12 protein-coding genes are annotated in these 16,061 nt (G+C 51.5%); 1 reads left to right on the forward strand and 11 read right to left on the reverse strand.

Going from position 1 to position 16,061, the window contains the following annotated elements; translation table 11 throughout:
- Positions 1-6: 6 nt before the first annotated feature.
- Positions 7-1,110: an alpha-hydroxy acid oxidase gene (locus P2G53_RS12315; protein ID WP_275817666.1), complete on the forward strand. Its 1,104-nt coding sequence runs from the start codon at positions 7-9 to the stop codon at positions 1,108-1,110.
- Between the two features lie 13 nt (positions 1,111-1,123).
- Here the strand turns inward: P2G53_RS12315 and P2G53_RS12320 are convergent, their stop codons facing one another.
- The 11 genes from P2G53_RS12320 to fadA all read right to left on the reverse strand — a co-directional run bounded on the left by P2G53_RS12320 (position 1,124) and on the right by fadA (position 16,055).
- Positions 1,124-1,984, reverse strand: coding sequence for an SPFH domain-containing protein (locus P2G53_RS12320; protein ID WP_275817668.1), 861 nt, complete (start codon positions 1,982-1,984; stop codon positions 1,124-1,126).
- A 24-nt stretch (positions 1,985-2,008) separates the two neighbouring features.
- Complete coding sequence (locus tag P2G53_RS12325; protein ID WP_275817670.1) at positions 2,009-2,464, reverse strand: NfeD family protein; 456 nt, start codon at positions 2,462-2,464, stop codon at positions 2,009-2,011.
- A gap of 77 nt (positions 2,465-2,541) precedes the next feature.
- A complete protein-coding gene (gene glp / locus P2G53_RS12330; protein ID WP_275817672.1) occupies positions 2,542-3,771 on the reverse strand; it encodes a gephyrin-like molybdotransferase Glp in 1,230 nt (409 codons plus the stop codon).
- Positions 3,768-4,313, reverse strand: coding sequence for a molybdenum cofactor biosynthesis protein B (moaB, locus tag P2G53_RS12335; RefSeq protein ID WP_275817674.1), 546 nt, complete (start codon positions 4,311-4,313; stop codon positions 3,768-3,770). The genes glp and moaB overlap by 4 nt, the downstream gene beginning before the upstream one ends.
- Positions 4,314-4,503: 190 nt before the next feature.
- Positions 4,504-6,276 (reverse strand): sigma 54-interacting transcriptional regulator, encoded by a 1,773-nt coding sequence (locus tag P2G53_RS12340; RefSeq protein WP_275817676.1) that lies wholly within the window; start codon positions 6,274-6,276, stop codon positions 4,504-4,506.
- 668 nt (positions 6,277-6,944) lie between these two features.
- On the reverse strand, positions 6,945-9,170 hold the full coding sequence (locus P2G53_RS12345) for an MMPL family transporter (RefSeq protein ID WP_275817678.1): 2,226 nt from the start codon (positions 9,168-9,170) through the stop codon (positions 6,945-6,947).
- A 107-nt stretch (positions 9,171-9,277) separates the two neighbouring features.
- Complete coding sequence (locus P2G53_RS12350) at positions 9,278-10,153, reverse strand: YCF48-related protein (RefSeq protein ID WP_275817680.1); 876 nt, start codon at positions 10,151-10,153, stop codon at positions 9,278-9,280.
- A gap of 287 nt (positions 10,154-10,440) precedes the next feature.
- The gene (locus tag P2G53_RS12355) at positions 10,441-11,721 is read right to left on the reverse strand and encodes a DUF1329 domain-containing protein (protein ID WP_275817682.1); all 1,281 of its coding nucleotides are present in this window, start codon (positions 11,719-11,721) and stop codon (positions 10,441-10,443) included.
- An 18-nt stretch (positions 11,722-11,739) separates the two neighbouring features.
- A complete protein-coding gene (locus P2G53_RS12360; protein ID WP_275817684.1) occupies positions 11,740-13,326 on the reverse strand; it encodes a DUF1302 family protein in 1,587 nt (528 codons plus the stop codon).
- 325 nt (positions 13,327-13,651) lie between these two features.
- Positions 13,652-14,677 carry an AraC family transcriptional regulator gene (locus P2G53_RS12365; protein WP_345799206.1) on the reverse strand — a complete coding sequence of 342 codons (1,026 nt, stop codon included), beginning with the start codon at positions 14,675-14,677 and terminating at the stop codon, positions 13,652-13,654.
- Between the two features lie 193 nt (positions 14,678-14,870).
- Positions 14,871-16,055 (reverse strand): acetyl-CoA C-acyltransferase FadA, encoded by a 1,185-nt coding sequence (gene fadA / locus P2G53_RS12370; RefSeq protein WP_275817688.1) that lies wholly within the window; start codon positions 16,053-16,055, stop codon positions 14,871-14,873.
- Positions 16,056-16,061 lie beyond the last annotated feature (6 nt).

Here is a 16,061-nt window from a genome sequence, read left to right on the forward strand (position 1 = left end):
ACCTTTATGTTTACCCCTCCACTGGAATCCATACCCGCCGATCTGGTCAGCCTGTCAGACTATGCCCGCTATGCAAAGCAACACCTGCCCACCCCGATCTATGAATACATTGCCGGCGGCGGTGCCGATGAGATCAGTCTGAAACGCAACCGAGACGCTTTTGACCGATTGCTGCTGCAACCCAAGGTGTTGCGCAATATGTCCCAGGGCCAGACCCAGAGCACACTGCTTGGTTCACCCCTGCGCTACCCGGCTTTGCTGGCACCGGTCGCCTTTCAGCAACTGGCACACCCCGAGGGAGAGCTGGCCACGGCTCGAGCTGCCAATGCACTGGACACCGGTATGGTGGTCAGTACGCTGTCCTCTACGTCCATGGAACAACTGGCCGAAACGCTGGAAGGCCCCAAATGGTTTCAGCTCTATTTTCAACAGGACCGGGACTTTACTCTGAACCTGGTGCGCCGCGCTGAACAGGCGGGTTACAGCCACCTGATGGTCACTGTCGATGCCCCTCTGCATGGCATCCGCAACCGGGCGCAACGGGCCGGTTTTCAGTTGCCGGAGCATGTCCGGGCGGTAAATCTGGATGATCGCCCGCCCCTGCCACGGAAGGTACTGGAACCCGATCAGAGCATTGTGTTTCAGGGTATGATGAGCGAAGCCCCTAGCTGGAGTGATATTAACTGGCTGCAACAGGAAACCCGGCTGCCGATCATTCTGAAAGGCATTATGCATCCTGACGATGCCCTGCAGGCCAAGCAGATGGGCATTGCCGGTGTGGTGGTGTCGAATCATGGAGGACGCACGCTGGACTGTGTGCCCGCCGCGTTTGAGGTCTTGCCTGAGATCCGGCAGGCGGTCGGGACGGACTACCCGCTGCTACTCGATGGCGGTATTGAGCGGGGTACCGATATTTTTAAGTCCCTTGCCCTGGGCGCGAATGCAGTGATGATTGGTCGCCCACAGATCTATGCTCTGGCTGTGGCCGGCGCATTGGGTGTTGCACATATGCTAAGGGTATTGAGGGAGGAGTTTGAGGTCACCATGGCACTGGCCGGTACACCCACGCTGGCAGATATTTCAGCGCAGTGCCTGTGGCAACCGAAGTAAGCGGTATGTCAGCTTAACGCCCCAAACCGCCCAGAATTCCGCGCACGGCAGCAGGGATATCGCCCGGCAACAGCACCGTTTTGCTGTTTTCACCCACGGCCATATCCTTGATCGCCTCGACGTACTTCTCACCCAGCAGATACACCACCGGCAGCTCATTGCCCTGAATCGCAGAGGTGACTTTCTCGATCGCTTCCTGACTGGCCGTTGCCAGTACCACCTTGGCCTCGGCATCACGACGGGACGCTTCCAGTCGGCCTTCGGCTTCCAGAATGGCAGCGGCTTTTTCCCCGTCCGCACGGGTCACCGTGGCACGACGCTGACGCTCAGCGGCCGCCTGCTCTTCCATCGCCATCTGCATAGTCTGTGATGGATTGATATCCTGAATTTCAACCGTTTTCAGGGTAATACCCCAATCCGAAATATCGTCTGAGATGGCACCTTTCAGTTTGGCTTTGATCTGATCGCGGTTTGACAGGGCCTCATCCAGATTCATCTCACCGATGATTGAACGCAGAGAGGTCTGCACCAGGTTCTGAATGGCCAGATTGTAATCTTCCACACCGTAAACGGCCTTCTCGGGGGAAACGATGTTCATGTACGCCACGGCGTTGGCAATGATCACCGCGTTATCCAGCGTGATCACCTCCTGCGAAGGGATATCCAGCACAATATCCTTGGTGGTCACCTTATAGGCCACCGAATCCACATAGGGAAAGATAATATTCAGGCCCGGCCCCAGCGTGCGGTGGTATTTACCCAACCGCTGCACGACATGTTTACTGCCCTGCGGCACAATCTGCACCCCCAGATACAGGGTGACCAATACGACTGCCACAAAAACAATCGCCATACTCAGTCCTTCGATCAACATCGTTAACTCTCTCCTTTTGCGTGATTAACTGCGTTTTTCAACAATCAGGGTATTGCCGGACAACGCCTTAATGGCCACCCGATCACCCACTGCGACATCCTGATCGCAGATAAAATCCCATTCATCATCACCCAGAACCGGCGTCGTGAAGCGCACCTGCCCGCGTGCACCTTCCGTGGGCTGACGGATCACCTGACCGGTTTCTCCGATCACCGCTTCACCGGCATTACCAGCTTTGGTCCGGTCTTTCATAAGCGGGCGCAACAGGGTAAACCAGGCCAATGCAAACAGGACCGATAACACCGCCCAGATCACCAACTGGCTACTGATGCCAATGTCCGGCATCAGAATCAACAGCAACCCCATCAGCAGGCCTGCCAGGCCGAACCAGAAGATGGTAAAACTTGGCACCGCAATTTCAGCCAGCATCAGCAACATGCCAAAGACAACCCAGTGCCAGTAGGCAATTTGAAAATCCATATTCACTCCTTGTGAGCCCTGACAGGGACAGAGCAGAAAAGTTAGTCGAGCAATGTGACAAATGATCGGTTAGCAGGTTACCCCAACCAGGCGGCAAAGGGGAAAAATTCCAGTGTCATTCCAGCACTTATGCTTTGATGGGCTGGCAAGCGCAATAAACCGTCAGCCAATAAGGCAGAGCTGAGCACACCGGAACTCTGGTTGTGGATCGGACCGGCATACCATTCTCCATCTCGCTGCTGCAGCTGCGCCCGGATATACTCATCACGCACAATACTGCGCTGACGCTCAAAACCACTTTTAACCGGTATCGACAGTGGGTTCACCGAAGTCACACCCTGCTGGGTCAGCAGATACGGCCTGGCGATCAGTAAAAATGTGACCAGAACCGCTGCGGGATTACCCGGCAAACCCAGAATAGGTGTCTGGCCAACACGCCCGTAGGCCAGTGGTTTGCCCGGCTTGATCGCCAGACGCCACAGATTGATTTCACCCAACGCCTCAACTGCCGCCTTAACGTGATCTTCCTCCCCGACGGACACTCCCCCGCTGGTGATGATCAGATCAGAATCGGCTGCCGCCTGCGCAAGGGCTGCCCGAGTCGCTTCCGGGGTATCCGGCACAATGCCCGGGAACAGAACGTCTACCCCCAACGGTTCAAGCAAACCCTGCAGAGTGAAGTAATTGGAGTTATAAAGCTGTCCTTCCTGACAGGCTGTGCCCGGCATCACCAGCTCATCACCGGTGGTGAGTACCGTGACACGCAACCGACGATACACCTCAACTTCAGCTTCACCGACGGAGGCAATCACTCCAAGATGACGTCCATCCAGGCGCACACCGGCGGATACCACCGTCTGGCCGGGCTGAATGTCCTGTCCGGCAGGCCGAATATTATTGCCCACTTCAGGGGCTGCCTGTACCCGAACCGATCCGTCCAGAACCTCGCATTGCTCCTGCATCACCACACAATCCGCTCCCGGAGGAATCACAGAACCGGTGAAAATCCGGGCGGCTGTGCCTTTCTCCAGCGGCAAAGGCGCGTGGCCTGCGGGAATGCGCTGTGAAATTTTCAGCACGCCATCCGATGGCAGGTCTGCCACACAGAATGCATATCCATCCATGGCGCTGTTATCGGAGGGCGGCACCGCAACCGGGGAGATAATCTCTTTGGCTAAGACACGACCAGAAGCCTTATACAGAGGCAGGGTCTCAACCTCACGAATGCGAGGTGCGTCTGAGAGCAACTGTTGTAAAGCATCGGCAATAGGAATCAGGGCCTGCGTATCACAGGGTGACGCAATCATCCACGACTCCCACACTGCTCGGCCACATCCGGCATCACCATCTGCACAAAATTACAGGGTTTATGACGCGCATCGAGTTGCTCACAGATGATCTTGTCCCAGGCGGTGCGACAGGCATTGGTCGAGCCAGGCATCGCAAAAATCAGGGTACGATTGGCAACACCGGCCAAAGCTCTGGATTGTACGGTGGATGTACCAATCTCTTCATAGGAGATCTGACGAAACAGTTCACCAAAACCTTCAACGGTTTTATCAAACAGAGGCTTGAGTGCTTCAGGGGTGGAATCACGGGCAGTGAACCCTGTGCCGCCGGTCACCAGAATGACCTGAATATCCGGCTCGGCTATCCACTGGGAGACGATCGCCCTGAGCTGGTAGATATCATCCTGGCGAATGGTACGCGCCGCCAGTTTATGGCCTGCTTCTTCCAGCCGGGACTGAAGCGCATCACCCGATGTGTCATTTTCAGCGGTACGGGTATCAGACACCGTCAGAACCGCAATATTAAGGGGTTGAAAGGGCCGTGCCTGCTTATGACTCATCTGTTACTCCCAAACACTCAGATCAGTGGCTGCCACAAAACAAAAGCAGCCTCACAATATAAAGTGTAAGTGGGGGCGGAGGTTTAATAAACAAGGACTCGAGCGGTTTGAAAACAATTTACTGTTGAGGTCATAACCAAAGTAAAAGGGGCATTAAGCCCCTTCATGAGAGAATAACGATACGCCTGCTTTAACAGGCGATATCGTATTTTTTGATTTTCTGGTACAGCGTGCTTTTAGCGATACCCAACTGTTTAGCCGCCTGGGTGAGGTTATTCCGGGTACTTTCAATGGCTGATTCAATCGCCAGTTTTTCGGCCTCTTCCAGACTGAGAGGCTGACCCGCGGAAGCCGCCAGTTTAAGGGGTTGTGCCAACTGCTCGCTCTGATACTCATCCGGCAAATGCTGAACATCCAGCACCTCGGAGTCAGACATGAAAGCCATAAACTCGAGTACGTTGGACAGTTCGCGGATATTACCCGGCCAGTTGAAATGGGTAAGTTTTAGCAACAGATCAGCAGACACCTGTTTACGCTCTAAATGATGCTCTTCGCTGATACGATTGAGGATCGATTCAACCAGTTGCGGAATCTCGGCCTTGCGTTCACACAGAGGTTTCAGTTCGACCACGACGCTGGAGATCCGGTAATACAGATCTTTGCGGAAACGTCCCTCAGCGACGGCCTGTTTCAGATCCACATTGGTCGCAGCAACCAGCTTGAAGTCCACTGAACGCGGTTTTACATCACCCACCCGGTAGATCTGTTTCTCCTGCAGCACACGCAGGAACAGCGGCTGAATATCCAGTGGCATCTCACCGATTTCATCCAGGAACAGTGTGCCACCATTGGCCGCCTCAATCTTGCCGATCATGCCGCCTTTTTTCGCGCCGGTGAAAGCCCCCTCAACATGGCCAAACAGTTCACTGTTGAGCAGGTCTCTCGAAAATGATCCGCAGTTCAGGTCAATAAAGGGGCCGTCCGGATTGCGTGTTTCAGCATGAATCGCTTTGGCAAAATATTCTTTGCCGCAGCCGGTTTCACCGAGCAACAAGATTGGCAGAGGTGTTTTCGCAGCGGTTTTGGCTTTAGCGGCTTCTTTAGACAACTCAGGATTCAGTGCAGAGTTCGGGTTATCGCTGTCACCAGAGCCAAATGAAACGTCACGACTGACCGTGGTTTTTGAAGCAGAGCGTCGGATATGGCTGGGGAAATTAATCTTGAAGCCAACAATTTCACCACCCTCCTTACCGTTACGAATCGGGTGTACCCACTCCTCTTGCAACCAGTCTGCCGAGAGCGTAGTCAGTTCGGTTTGCTCACCGCCAAAACGGTCCATCGGGATACGGAAAGTAGAACCCGGTTTGAAATCAGGGAAGTAACGCTGTATCGCCTTACTGGTTGTGTTGTTGGTGCGGATAAACCGTCCCTGACTGTCTAACAGCAGGAAGTCATTTCTGGAATTGTTGCGTGAATCGGCCTGCACAGCCTGCTCAACCATTGACCAGCGTTCCGAATTCAGCATCGCCAACTGCGCCTGAATCACATTTGCCCAGGACACCACCAGCGGGATATGAAAACGATCAAAGGTTTTGGTTAAGCCCGAAAGATCAATAGCACCAAGGCGCTGTCCATCATATGGGTCGTAGATACAGGTTGCAGTACAACTCCAGGGTTTAAAGCCTTCACAGAAATGCTCAACACCATGGACCTGCGTAGGCATATTGTTGGCGATAGCCGTGCCCACTGCATTGGAGCCAGACATGATCTCCAGCCAACCACCCCCCGGCATTAAACCGACACCCCAGGCATCTTCCAGAGTGCGTGGGTCGCCCACTATTTCAAGGTTAAGCGCATTACGGTCAGTAATAAAAAGCACTGTCTCAAGATCGCTGAGCAGCATACGTGCTTGCTCTATAGTCGATTCAGCGCAGGCTAGCAGGTCTTTATTTTTAAGTCGCATCTGATGCAGCTTGCCTTCAGATGCAATCTTGGGCGCAGCCCGAATACTGGGGTCTACACCCGTAGACTGACAGCGTTGCCAGGAGTTAAAAATGCTCGATCTGACTTTGGAAACAGGTTCATCTGATGGGCCAAGGCAAACAAATTTCTCCCAAGCTTTGTCTATTTCCTTCTGGGAGTACGCAGCAGAACTGGTACATATATCTGCAACTTTGAAGCGCACCACTAGCTACCCCTTTTATTATTTTAATAATGAACACCTAAACCATCTTCTTCAGTAGTGCAGACAGAACAACATTCAGACAACCGGCCTGCGAGAGCCTGAATTACCCGAGTTGAACCGCTCACCCAATGCACTACTTAAGTACAACTTTTAAGATGTTTCTTGTGTTAGGTTTTCTACATATTGTCTCAAAAAGACGCATAGAAGTATCTATTAGAGACAGCTTATGTCATAAACCAAAAAAAGGAACTAGCCACTTAGTGCAATTACATAATACTAAAGACTAATAATTAACTTCATGATATCTCAACTATTTGGAATTAGCCGAAATTAATACTTTATTACGATTATCTTCCCACGGCTAAAACAGCGATTGCCAATCAAACCAGAACAGCGCTCATGATCATCAAAACAAAAAGCCACCCCGCAGGGTGGCTTTAACTCAATCAGTTACGTTCACTGAAGATAAATTTGGGTTTAAAGATATAGGCCAGTGAAGGCATCAGGAACAATGCACTCAGAGCGGACACCGAGAGCCAGATACCAATCAGCAAGCCCATCTCTGCCTGAAAGCGCAGTGAGGAGTAGAACCAGACACAAACACTGGCAATCAACACCAGCGCTGTGACGAGGACTCCGCGACCTGCACAATGCAGTGATACAGAGATCGCATCCAGATAGGAGTTACCCTTTTCATACTCACTCTTGATACGGTCACATATATACAGCGCATAATCCACACCCAAACCGATACCCAACGCTGCAACCGGTACAGTATTGATGTTCATGCCTATGCCCTGCCAGGACATAAAGGCAAAGGTCACCAGGTTAGACAGAATCACCGGCACCATAAAGAACATACCCGCGATGCTGGAGCGGTAAACCACAATGCACATGATCACCAGAATGAATAGCGCCAGTGCGATCGACTGAATCTGTCCCGACAGGATCACCTCATTCACCGCCGCAATCACACCGATGACGCCACCTGCCAGATGAATTTTGGCCTGCTGCACAATCGGATTTTCGGCGATGAACTGGTTGATACGCGCAATCGCTGTCTGGATGGTTTCACCCTTCCGGTCGGTAAAGAACAGGGTGATAGAGGCATTCTCACGGTTGGTATCCACAAACCGGTCCAGATCCCCCGGCTCAGCCGCGTTCTCAAACATATACATCAGCTCACCATTCACCAGGCTGTTACTACCCAGCTCCTGATAACGGGTATTACCCTCACGCAGGGTTTTATTCACCTCTGGCAAAATATCGGCAATGGAAAGCGTGCCGCCGATTTCGTGCTGAGCTTCCATATACGCCTGGAACCGCAGCATCGTGTCGAGTACTTCAACCTCTTTTGCCTGATTCTGGCGATCACCGCCCACGACGACGAACATGCGATCAGCGCCCGGGAATTTTTCATTGATCCGCGCAGAGTCCACATTGTATTCGGAGTCTGGCCAGAGAATCGGGCTTCCGGGATTGGCATCGCCCACTTTCAGGCCCAGTGAATAATAACCACACACGACAAACAGGACAGTAGCAATACCTAACACGGCATAGCGGGCACGAGTTTCCACCACCCTCACACACAGGTTAAGGAACGGACGAATCAGCGCAAGGTCCAGATTCAGACCATGGGCATAAGCATTGGGTTTTTTAACCCAGGACAGCAGCACCGGGGTCAGAATAACGGAACTCACCGCCACCGTAGACACCCAGACCACCGCCAGCACCACCAGCTTCTGTAACAGTGGGATAGGACTGATGGCGACCACAGCCACACACCCGGCATCGGTCGCAATTCCCAGCAAACCAGGCCGCAACAGATCTCGCAATGTGACACAGGCGGCGCGTCTGGAGCAGACATTATCACCCAGCGCATCAATCTCTTCATGGAAGCGCGTCACCATCTGCACAGAGTGCGACACGGCCCTAGCGGTTATCAGCATCGCAATAACCACCACCAGCGGATCAAAATGGATACCCAGCAGGTCTGATACACCCAGCGCCCAGATTGCGCTGACAGCACCAGAAATCAACGGCAGCAATGTGCCCCGCCAGGTACGGTTGATCACAAACAGCAGCACCAGAAAAATTGCCAGTCCCATCAGGACCAGATTCATGGTTTCAGGCAGATAGTGGTTTACCCAGCCATACAGAATCGGGTTACCCACAACACTGATTTCAACGCTGCCGTCTTCATATTTTTTAGCCAGCTCATAGGCCTGATCGTAGGCCAGATTGTAGTTAAGCAGGTCATCAAAAAAGTCGACTGTTATCAGTGTTGCTTTCAGGTCTTTAGAGACATAGGGCCCATAAACCAGTGGGTTTTTCAGAATGGCGTTTTTCAGATCGTCAATTTCCTGCTCATTTTTGGGCAGGTTTGGCCACATATAGGGTTTACTTTCGATACCCTCAGTTGAGGCTTTAACTTCCTTCAGTTTTTTACCGGCAATGGAATAGATCTGAAATTCATTAATAGCATCAATTTTAAGCAGGCCCTGAGTAATACCCTGTACTTTTTCAAGTACATTCATATTAAAAATATCACCCTCTTTAGCCACAATCATAAAGCTGATGATATTGGTGCCACCAAAGGTATTTTTAAATTGCTCGTGGGTTTTAATATATTCATGTGATGTGGGTTGCAGGTCTTCAAAGACTGTTTTCACATCAATTTTAAAAGCTGGATATGACAGAATCAGTGTTATTAAAAACACGATTGCCAGCACGATTTTTCTTTTATTTATACACGCAAGCGCAAACTTTTCCATCTTCGTCACCGCACCAATTTATTGCCAGTTTTTGTAAATATTTTTGATTCTGGATCGTAGAGTCCTACGTTGGCGCCTACTGTAAAGTAACCCTGTTCTGTACTTTCAACTTCGGTGTGCCATGAAAGATCAACCTTGTCGAACGAGCCCGCTTCAATGGATGAAAACGACTCGTCTGCCGTCAGCCAAACACCTTTATTGCCGACTACAACCCACCCTTTTCGGGAGTTGTCCCAGACGACGTCCATCAGATGTTCGTGCATTTCATAATCTTGCTGAGTGGATTGCTGCCAGCTCATACCGCCATCAAATGTGCGCAGAATGAGTCCATCCAAACCGACAGCAACACCTTCCAGTTCATCTTTGAAATCAAGCGCCATCAGGCTGCTTGCATTGTCTGTCTGTGTTTCAACTTCTGCCCAGTTCTGACCGTTATCCATACTGATAAGAATCCGGCCAAACTCTCCGACTGCGATTACCGTATCGTTGTCCAGTTTGATGATGTCATTCAGGATGACATCCTCATTCTCCCGTTTCTGAGTCCAGGTTTTACCGTAATCGTCAGAGTGCAGGATTTTTCCGTATTCACCGACAGCCCAGGCCTCACCACCCGAGTAGGTATGTACCCGCAGCAGTTTGTCTGCCACACCGGTTTTGGGCACATCCATTTCCGCCCAGGTATCACCGCCGTCAGTTGTGGTCAGTAATACACCTTCGTTACCCACAGCAATGGCGGTATTCGCATCCCATGCTGCAATATCCTGCAGGTGGTGCTCGGTGTTGGACTGTTGAATAATCCAGCTTCGACCACCGTCATTTGATTTGAGGATCTTGCCGTAATTTCCACATAGCCAGATATTATCGTTATCGACTAAGTGCACCCCATATATTTTGTCCCTGGTTTCAATTGCGGGTTTAATCACCTCTTCAATTGCCACAGTGGGTTTTACAAAAATCCCCGCCCATAACAACGCACCCACAATAGCCCAAGGTACAACAGAGATTACTGTGTTTTTTATTTTTATTGACGGCTTATTAAGATCAGCCGCGCTATTTATACAATAATTGTCTGACATCTCATCAATCCTTGGAAAAAGCTGCTAAGCGGTGCTCGCACACCACCTAGCAGTAAAAGTTAAGAGAAAGTTTGATGAATTAACGCGCTGAGTTACTGAGCAATTTTCAGCAACTCTTTCAGGCTGACATCATTTTCTTCCACGCCTGCCGGGTTAGACTTCATGTTTGAAGACCAGGTGGTTGAGTAATTGGCTTTATAGTCAATTACGTGACCTACCACAGGCATCACAGCTTTGTAGCCGTCATCGCCAATGTCCGGACGGTTCTGGAAGATAAAGAATTTCCAGAATTTACCGTTTTGGTCATAGGCTTCACCCAGGTATGGACGCGGCCAGTCTTTTTCCATGTAGACGATTTTTTTGCTGTATGGGTGACCATCCGGTGGCGTACCTTCAACAACAAACACTTCACGCGGTTCCCACTCAATGTGTTTAGCCGGGTAGTAGTAAGGCGCTTCACCCAGCGCTACGCTTGGGAACTCTTCAAGCGTACCTTCTTTGGACTTATCAACACTCAGCTCTGGGCTGTGTGCCACGGCGAAGACCCAACGGGTATCCAGCAGTTTGGTGGACTTGTATTTGGTAGGTACTGCATCCCAGATATCCCAGTCATCATACAGCTGTACCGTACCGCCGATCGGGTCCATCCACGCACTACCGGTCAGACGACGGGCACGACGTACGGATTTCAGATAGGCCCAGGTATCATCCGGCTTGGCTGCACTTGGGTCGTTGTAACGAATAGAGAAGGTACCCAGACCCTTGATATCCTGCGGGCTTTGCGCCACCAGAATGGTCTTCTGCATCACATCACCATCACCAACAGTGGTCGGACCACCGTCCAGACGACCTTCCATGTAGTAACGACGTGACCACCAGCGCTGCACACGCTCTACACCTTTTTCACCGTCGATAAACACGAAGGAGATATCACGCAGGTCCATGGTTGCACCGTAGGTCGGTGAACGCAGGTTCCAGATGATTTTGTCACCCGCATGCGGATCATTCGGGTCGATATCCTGTGGATCAAAGAACATGCCTGAGGTCCAGCCTGATACCTGACGGGTTGCAGGGTCAAACTTCACCTTGCCTTTGCCCGCCTGAGTGGCCTGCATGTATTTAGGATCCATTTCGATCTTTTCAGAATGGCGGATCTTCATGGTCAGACCACGTTCTTTGATCATCCACTCCATACGCTCAGGAATCATGTCACCCACACGTTTCCCTTCGAACAACTTATCTTTGACCGCATCGAAATTGGCTTTCGAAATGACGGTACCGGCTGCCAGTTCATCCGCTGCATGCAGTGGACTTGAGGCCGCCCATAGAACCAGTGCGGCGGCTGACATTTGCTTTAACGATGTCATATTCATTATATGTGCCTCGATTTATTAGAATTGGCGTTTTACAGATACAACCAGCTGGTTATCGCTTCCGAACCAGTCAAACAGGGTTGCTGAGTTCTCACTGATACCCAGGGGATTCATACCTGTTGGATCAGCGTGTTTTCTGTCACCGTCGTTCCACCACAGGTCCATCTCAGCCTTGACGCGCCATGCATCACCAAACACCAGTTCCACGGCCGGAATGGCAAAGCCACCGCCGTTGCTCAGATCAGTACCGATCACGAAAGAGGGGTTGATGGTGTCACGCTTGTAGTTCAGCAGAGTGAACAGCGTCAGGTAGGTGGTATGCTCTTTTTTGCTGGCGCCAAAGGATGCAAATTCAACAATTTCATCATCCTTGTCGTAGCCCATGATCCAGGTATCAAACAGCTGAATACTGCTGAGTGACGGGCGATGTGTGCCCAGCCAGTCCATTAGTTTCAACTCTTTGTCGATACGCAGCATGGTGACCAGCGTGTCTTTTTCCTTCACACCACCCCAGCCTGGCAGTGCGGACTGCAGCTGACCAAAGTTGTAGGGTTTGTTAGGAATGTAAGCGAACTCGGCACTCCAGGTAGCATCCATGCCGGCACTGTAACCATTGACGGTCAGACCATAGACCTCAATTTCCGGGAAGATCCAGTCACCCAACACCTGGTTGGTTGCCAGTTCGCCATAAGACTGCATCGCCCCGACGCCAAACAGACCTGGCACAATCGAATTTGCAGCCGGATTCATGATTGGCAGAGGATTGAAGGTTTTCAGGTAGGCAAAGGAGTAACCGATGGAACCCGCTGTACCGTTCCAGCGAATACCGTAGGTGGTATCGTCCCAGTCACCATCTTTATGATCGGTGTTGTAATCCGTAAAGGCGGTGAAATCGACGCCGCGGTATGGATGCGGAATCCAGCGGCCACCCTCGATGTTATAACTGCTGCCCATGTCTTCATCACGGTCAATGCCACCCGGACGCACAAACAGGTTCAGGCTGCCATCCAGTTCATGCACATCGACACGGAAGTTGGCCAGTGTCAGGGGTTTGCGCCAGTCTTCGTTGTTCTCAAAGAACAGACGCTTGCGGTAGTCGTAACCATGAATCAGGTCCATTGCCTGAAAGAAGTCACTTTCACCCCAGACCAACTGCTGCTTACCCAGGCGCACATCAACACGATCACCCAATGAGAAATCAACATAGAGTTCACGCAGGAAATCTTCAAAACTATCGGTATCGTACTGATCCAGATAATCCTCAGTGGTCGCAAAACCACCCGGAGAAGTCACTTCAGTGCGGTCTTCCAGATCATCCAGATAACCGGTCTGATGTTCCTTATCAATTCGGCCAACGGCTTTCCAGGAAAGCGGGCCTGTTCTGGCATCCATCTCCAGCTGAAGCGATAAACGCGCCATGCCAAATTCGCCAGTATCGTCCCCGGAAGTTTCCTCCTGATCTTCAAGGAACATTGCAGTTTGAGCTCTTACGTATCCACCGAAGTTGATACTGTAGTCTCCTTCACCAGCAGTTGCTGCTGACCCCACTAACAGACCGGCACCCGCGAGAACGGCGCCAGCTATCTTCTGATTTTTAATTTTCACTATTACATCCCACAATTTGTACTTGTTATTCGGACTAGTGTTCAGAATCTGATGAATACAGCTGCCGTGAGGCTCTTCTGTCCTTCTGGCATTCATCAGCAACTGCCATCTCGCAACTTGTGTGCCACTTGCCTGAAATAACTACAAATCGTTGAATATTAAGGTTTATTTTTTGAAAATTAATTTGAACTCAGCGTAAGACGTACGAAATCCGAACGCTTTATTCGAAGTTCGAACGCTTTCAACTGGCCGGGGAAAAGAGCAGAAAGCCTTAGATACCCATGAAAAAAGGACGATTAATCGTCCTATTCAGAGCAGTGATGACTCAGCCAATCTGCTGTTGACGATAGGCGCCGGGCGTCTGGCCGGTCCATTTTTTGAAGGAGCGAAAAAAAGCGGAATGGTCAGTAAAACCCATCAGTTCTGCCACATCATTTATGGAAAGCTGGGGTGAGTTCATATAGTTCAGCGCCGCCTCTCGCCGGCATTCATCCTTAACCTTCTGATAGGAGGTGTTTTCCTCCATCAAACGGCGGCGCAGTGTTGAAACCGACATATGCAGCCGGTCTGCCACCTCCTCGGCGCTGGGCAGTTCCTGGCTGAAATCCTTACCGATCAGCGCCACCACCTGTGCTTTCAGACCGCTGTCGTTATCCACCATCACAATCAGCTGGTAGGGGGCGGTTTTGAGAAAACTGCGCAGACTGCCGGGTGTTTGTATCACCGGATAGTTCAGATAGACGGCGGGAAAGACAAGCGCATTGTCGTGCTGGTCAAAACGCACGTCGGACTGAAACAGCGTTCGATACTGGCCAGCATCCTCAGGCTGAGGAAAAGCAAAATAGGCGGCCTTCAGCGGTACCCGTTTACCAATCAGCCAGCAGATAAAGTGGTGCCACATCGACAAGGTGGTGCGGATTTTCTGGGGTGATTCGTGCGCAAAAATCTCACCCAGACTTGCTGTTGCTGCCTCGGTGGTAGTGAAAGAAAGTTTGGCATAGCGTCCCTGCCGTTTCAGCAGAGGTTTCACCTGAGTGCCACGGCAGATCTCATGAAAATCGCTGGCCCGGTAGATGGCACTCTCAAGCGTCGGCGCATGGATCAGACAATGACACATCAACCTGAAGGTGCCATTGGGCACCTTCCCGCCGCTGGTAAGCCCAAAGAATTCGTCCTGAGCCATGGAATAGATATGCCGATAAAGCTGGCCAAACTTATCCGCAGGAAAGCTGGTATTGCGTTCAATATCGCCCGGATCTATTTCAACTGCCGCCAGGAGACCCCTGACACTCAGCCCCTGCTCTTCCACCATCTGCAATATCTGACGCACATAGCTGGCTGGTACTGTCACGTTACGCCCCATTTAACTGACCCGATGTTTACACTGACTCATGCTGCTCAGTGTTGGTCAGAATGCAGCGCTTTGCCAATTCCGGCGCATATTTTTGTCATACGTAGTCAGGAGTGGGGACTCCTCAACCTGCCAGTTTATTGAGTGTTAAGAGCGTCTGAACGAAATTGTCGGCAAAATAGCTATGACAAACTTAATTCTGCTCAAGTCGTTCAATGATGGTGGCTATGCCCTGTCCCATGCCAATGCACATGGTCGCAAGCCCTAAACGGGCCTGTTGCTGTTCAAGCACATTCAGCAGCGTGCCGGTGATTCTCGCCCCGGAACAGCCCAACGGATGCCCCAGCGCAATGGCCCCTCCATTCAGGTTCACTTTCTGGTCAAGTTGATCACTCAGATTCAGCGCCTGCAATACCGCCAGACTCTGCGCCGCAAAGGCTTCATTTAACTCCACGCAGTCGATCTCATCGATTTTCAGGCCCACCCGTGCCAGTGCTTTTTCACTGGCTGGCACAGGACCAAAACCCATTGTGGCCGGATCACACCCTGCCAATGCCATGCTGATAATCCGTGCCCGGGGTTTCAGGCCCAGGTCCGAGGCTTTTTTAGCCGAACACACCAGCAAACCAGCGGCACCATCAGACATGGCAGAAGAGCTGCCCGCGGTGATGGTACCCACTTTGGGCACAAACGCAGGCGGCAGACTGGCCAGTTGCGCCAGATCGGTTTCCGGACGGATCACTTCATCTTCACAAACACGGACCTTATAACCCCGAGGATCATGTCCCTCCACCGGAATGATCTCGTTATTCCAGCGACCCTCCTGTTGTGCTGCGTAGGCCCGCTGCTGAGAGCGCACCGCAAACTGATCCTGCATCTCCCGGCTGATCCCATACATGCGCGCCAGTAACTCAGCGGTCAGCCCCATCATCATGGATGCTTTGGCCACCTGTTTTGACAGGGCCGGATTAATATCCAGTCCGTGCGTCATCGGCACATGCCCCATATGTTCGACACCACCGACCAGATACAGCTCACCGGCACCGGCCAGAATCGACTGGGCAGCACTGTGCAACGCCGACATAGAAGAACCACAGAGGCGGTTTACCGTCTGAGCGGGCACACTGTGGGGAATACCGACCAGCAACGCGGCGTTGCGACCGATATTAAAGCCCTGCTCCAGGGTTTGATTGACACAGCCCCAGATAATGTCATCGATCTGATCAGGTTGGATGGCCGGGTTTCGCTCCAGCAGTGCCCGCATCACCTGGGCCGAAAGCTGTTCTGCCCGTACATGTTTATATACCCCGTCTTTGGATCGACCCATTGGCGTGCGCACGGCATCAACAATTACAACGTCATGTGGCTTTAGTGTCATTGCACC

This window comes from Neptuniibacter sp. CAU 1671 (assembly GCF_029222905.1).
GTDB lineage: Bacteria > Pseudomonadota > Gammaproteobacteria > Pseudomonadales > Balneatricaceae > Neptuniibacter.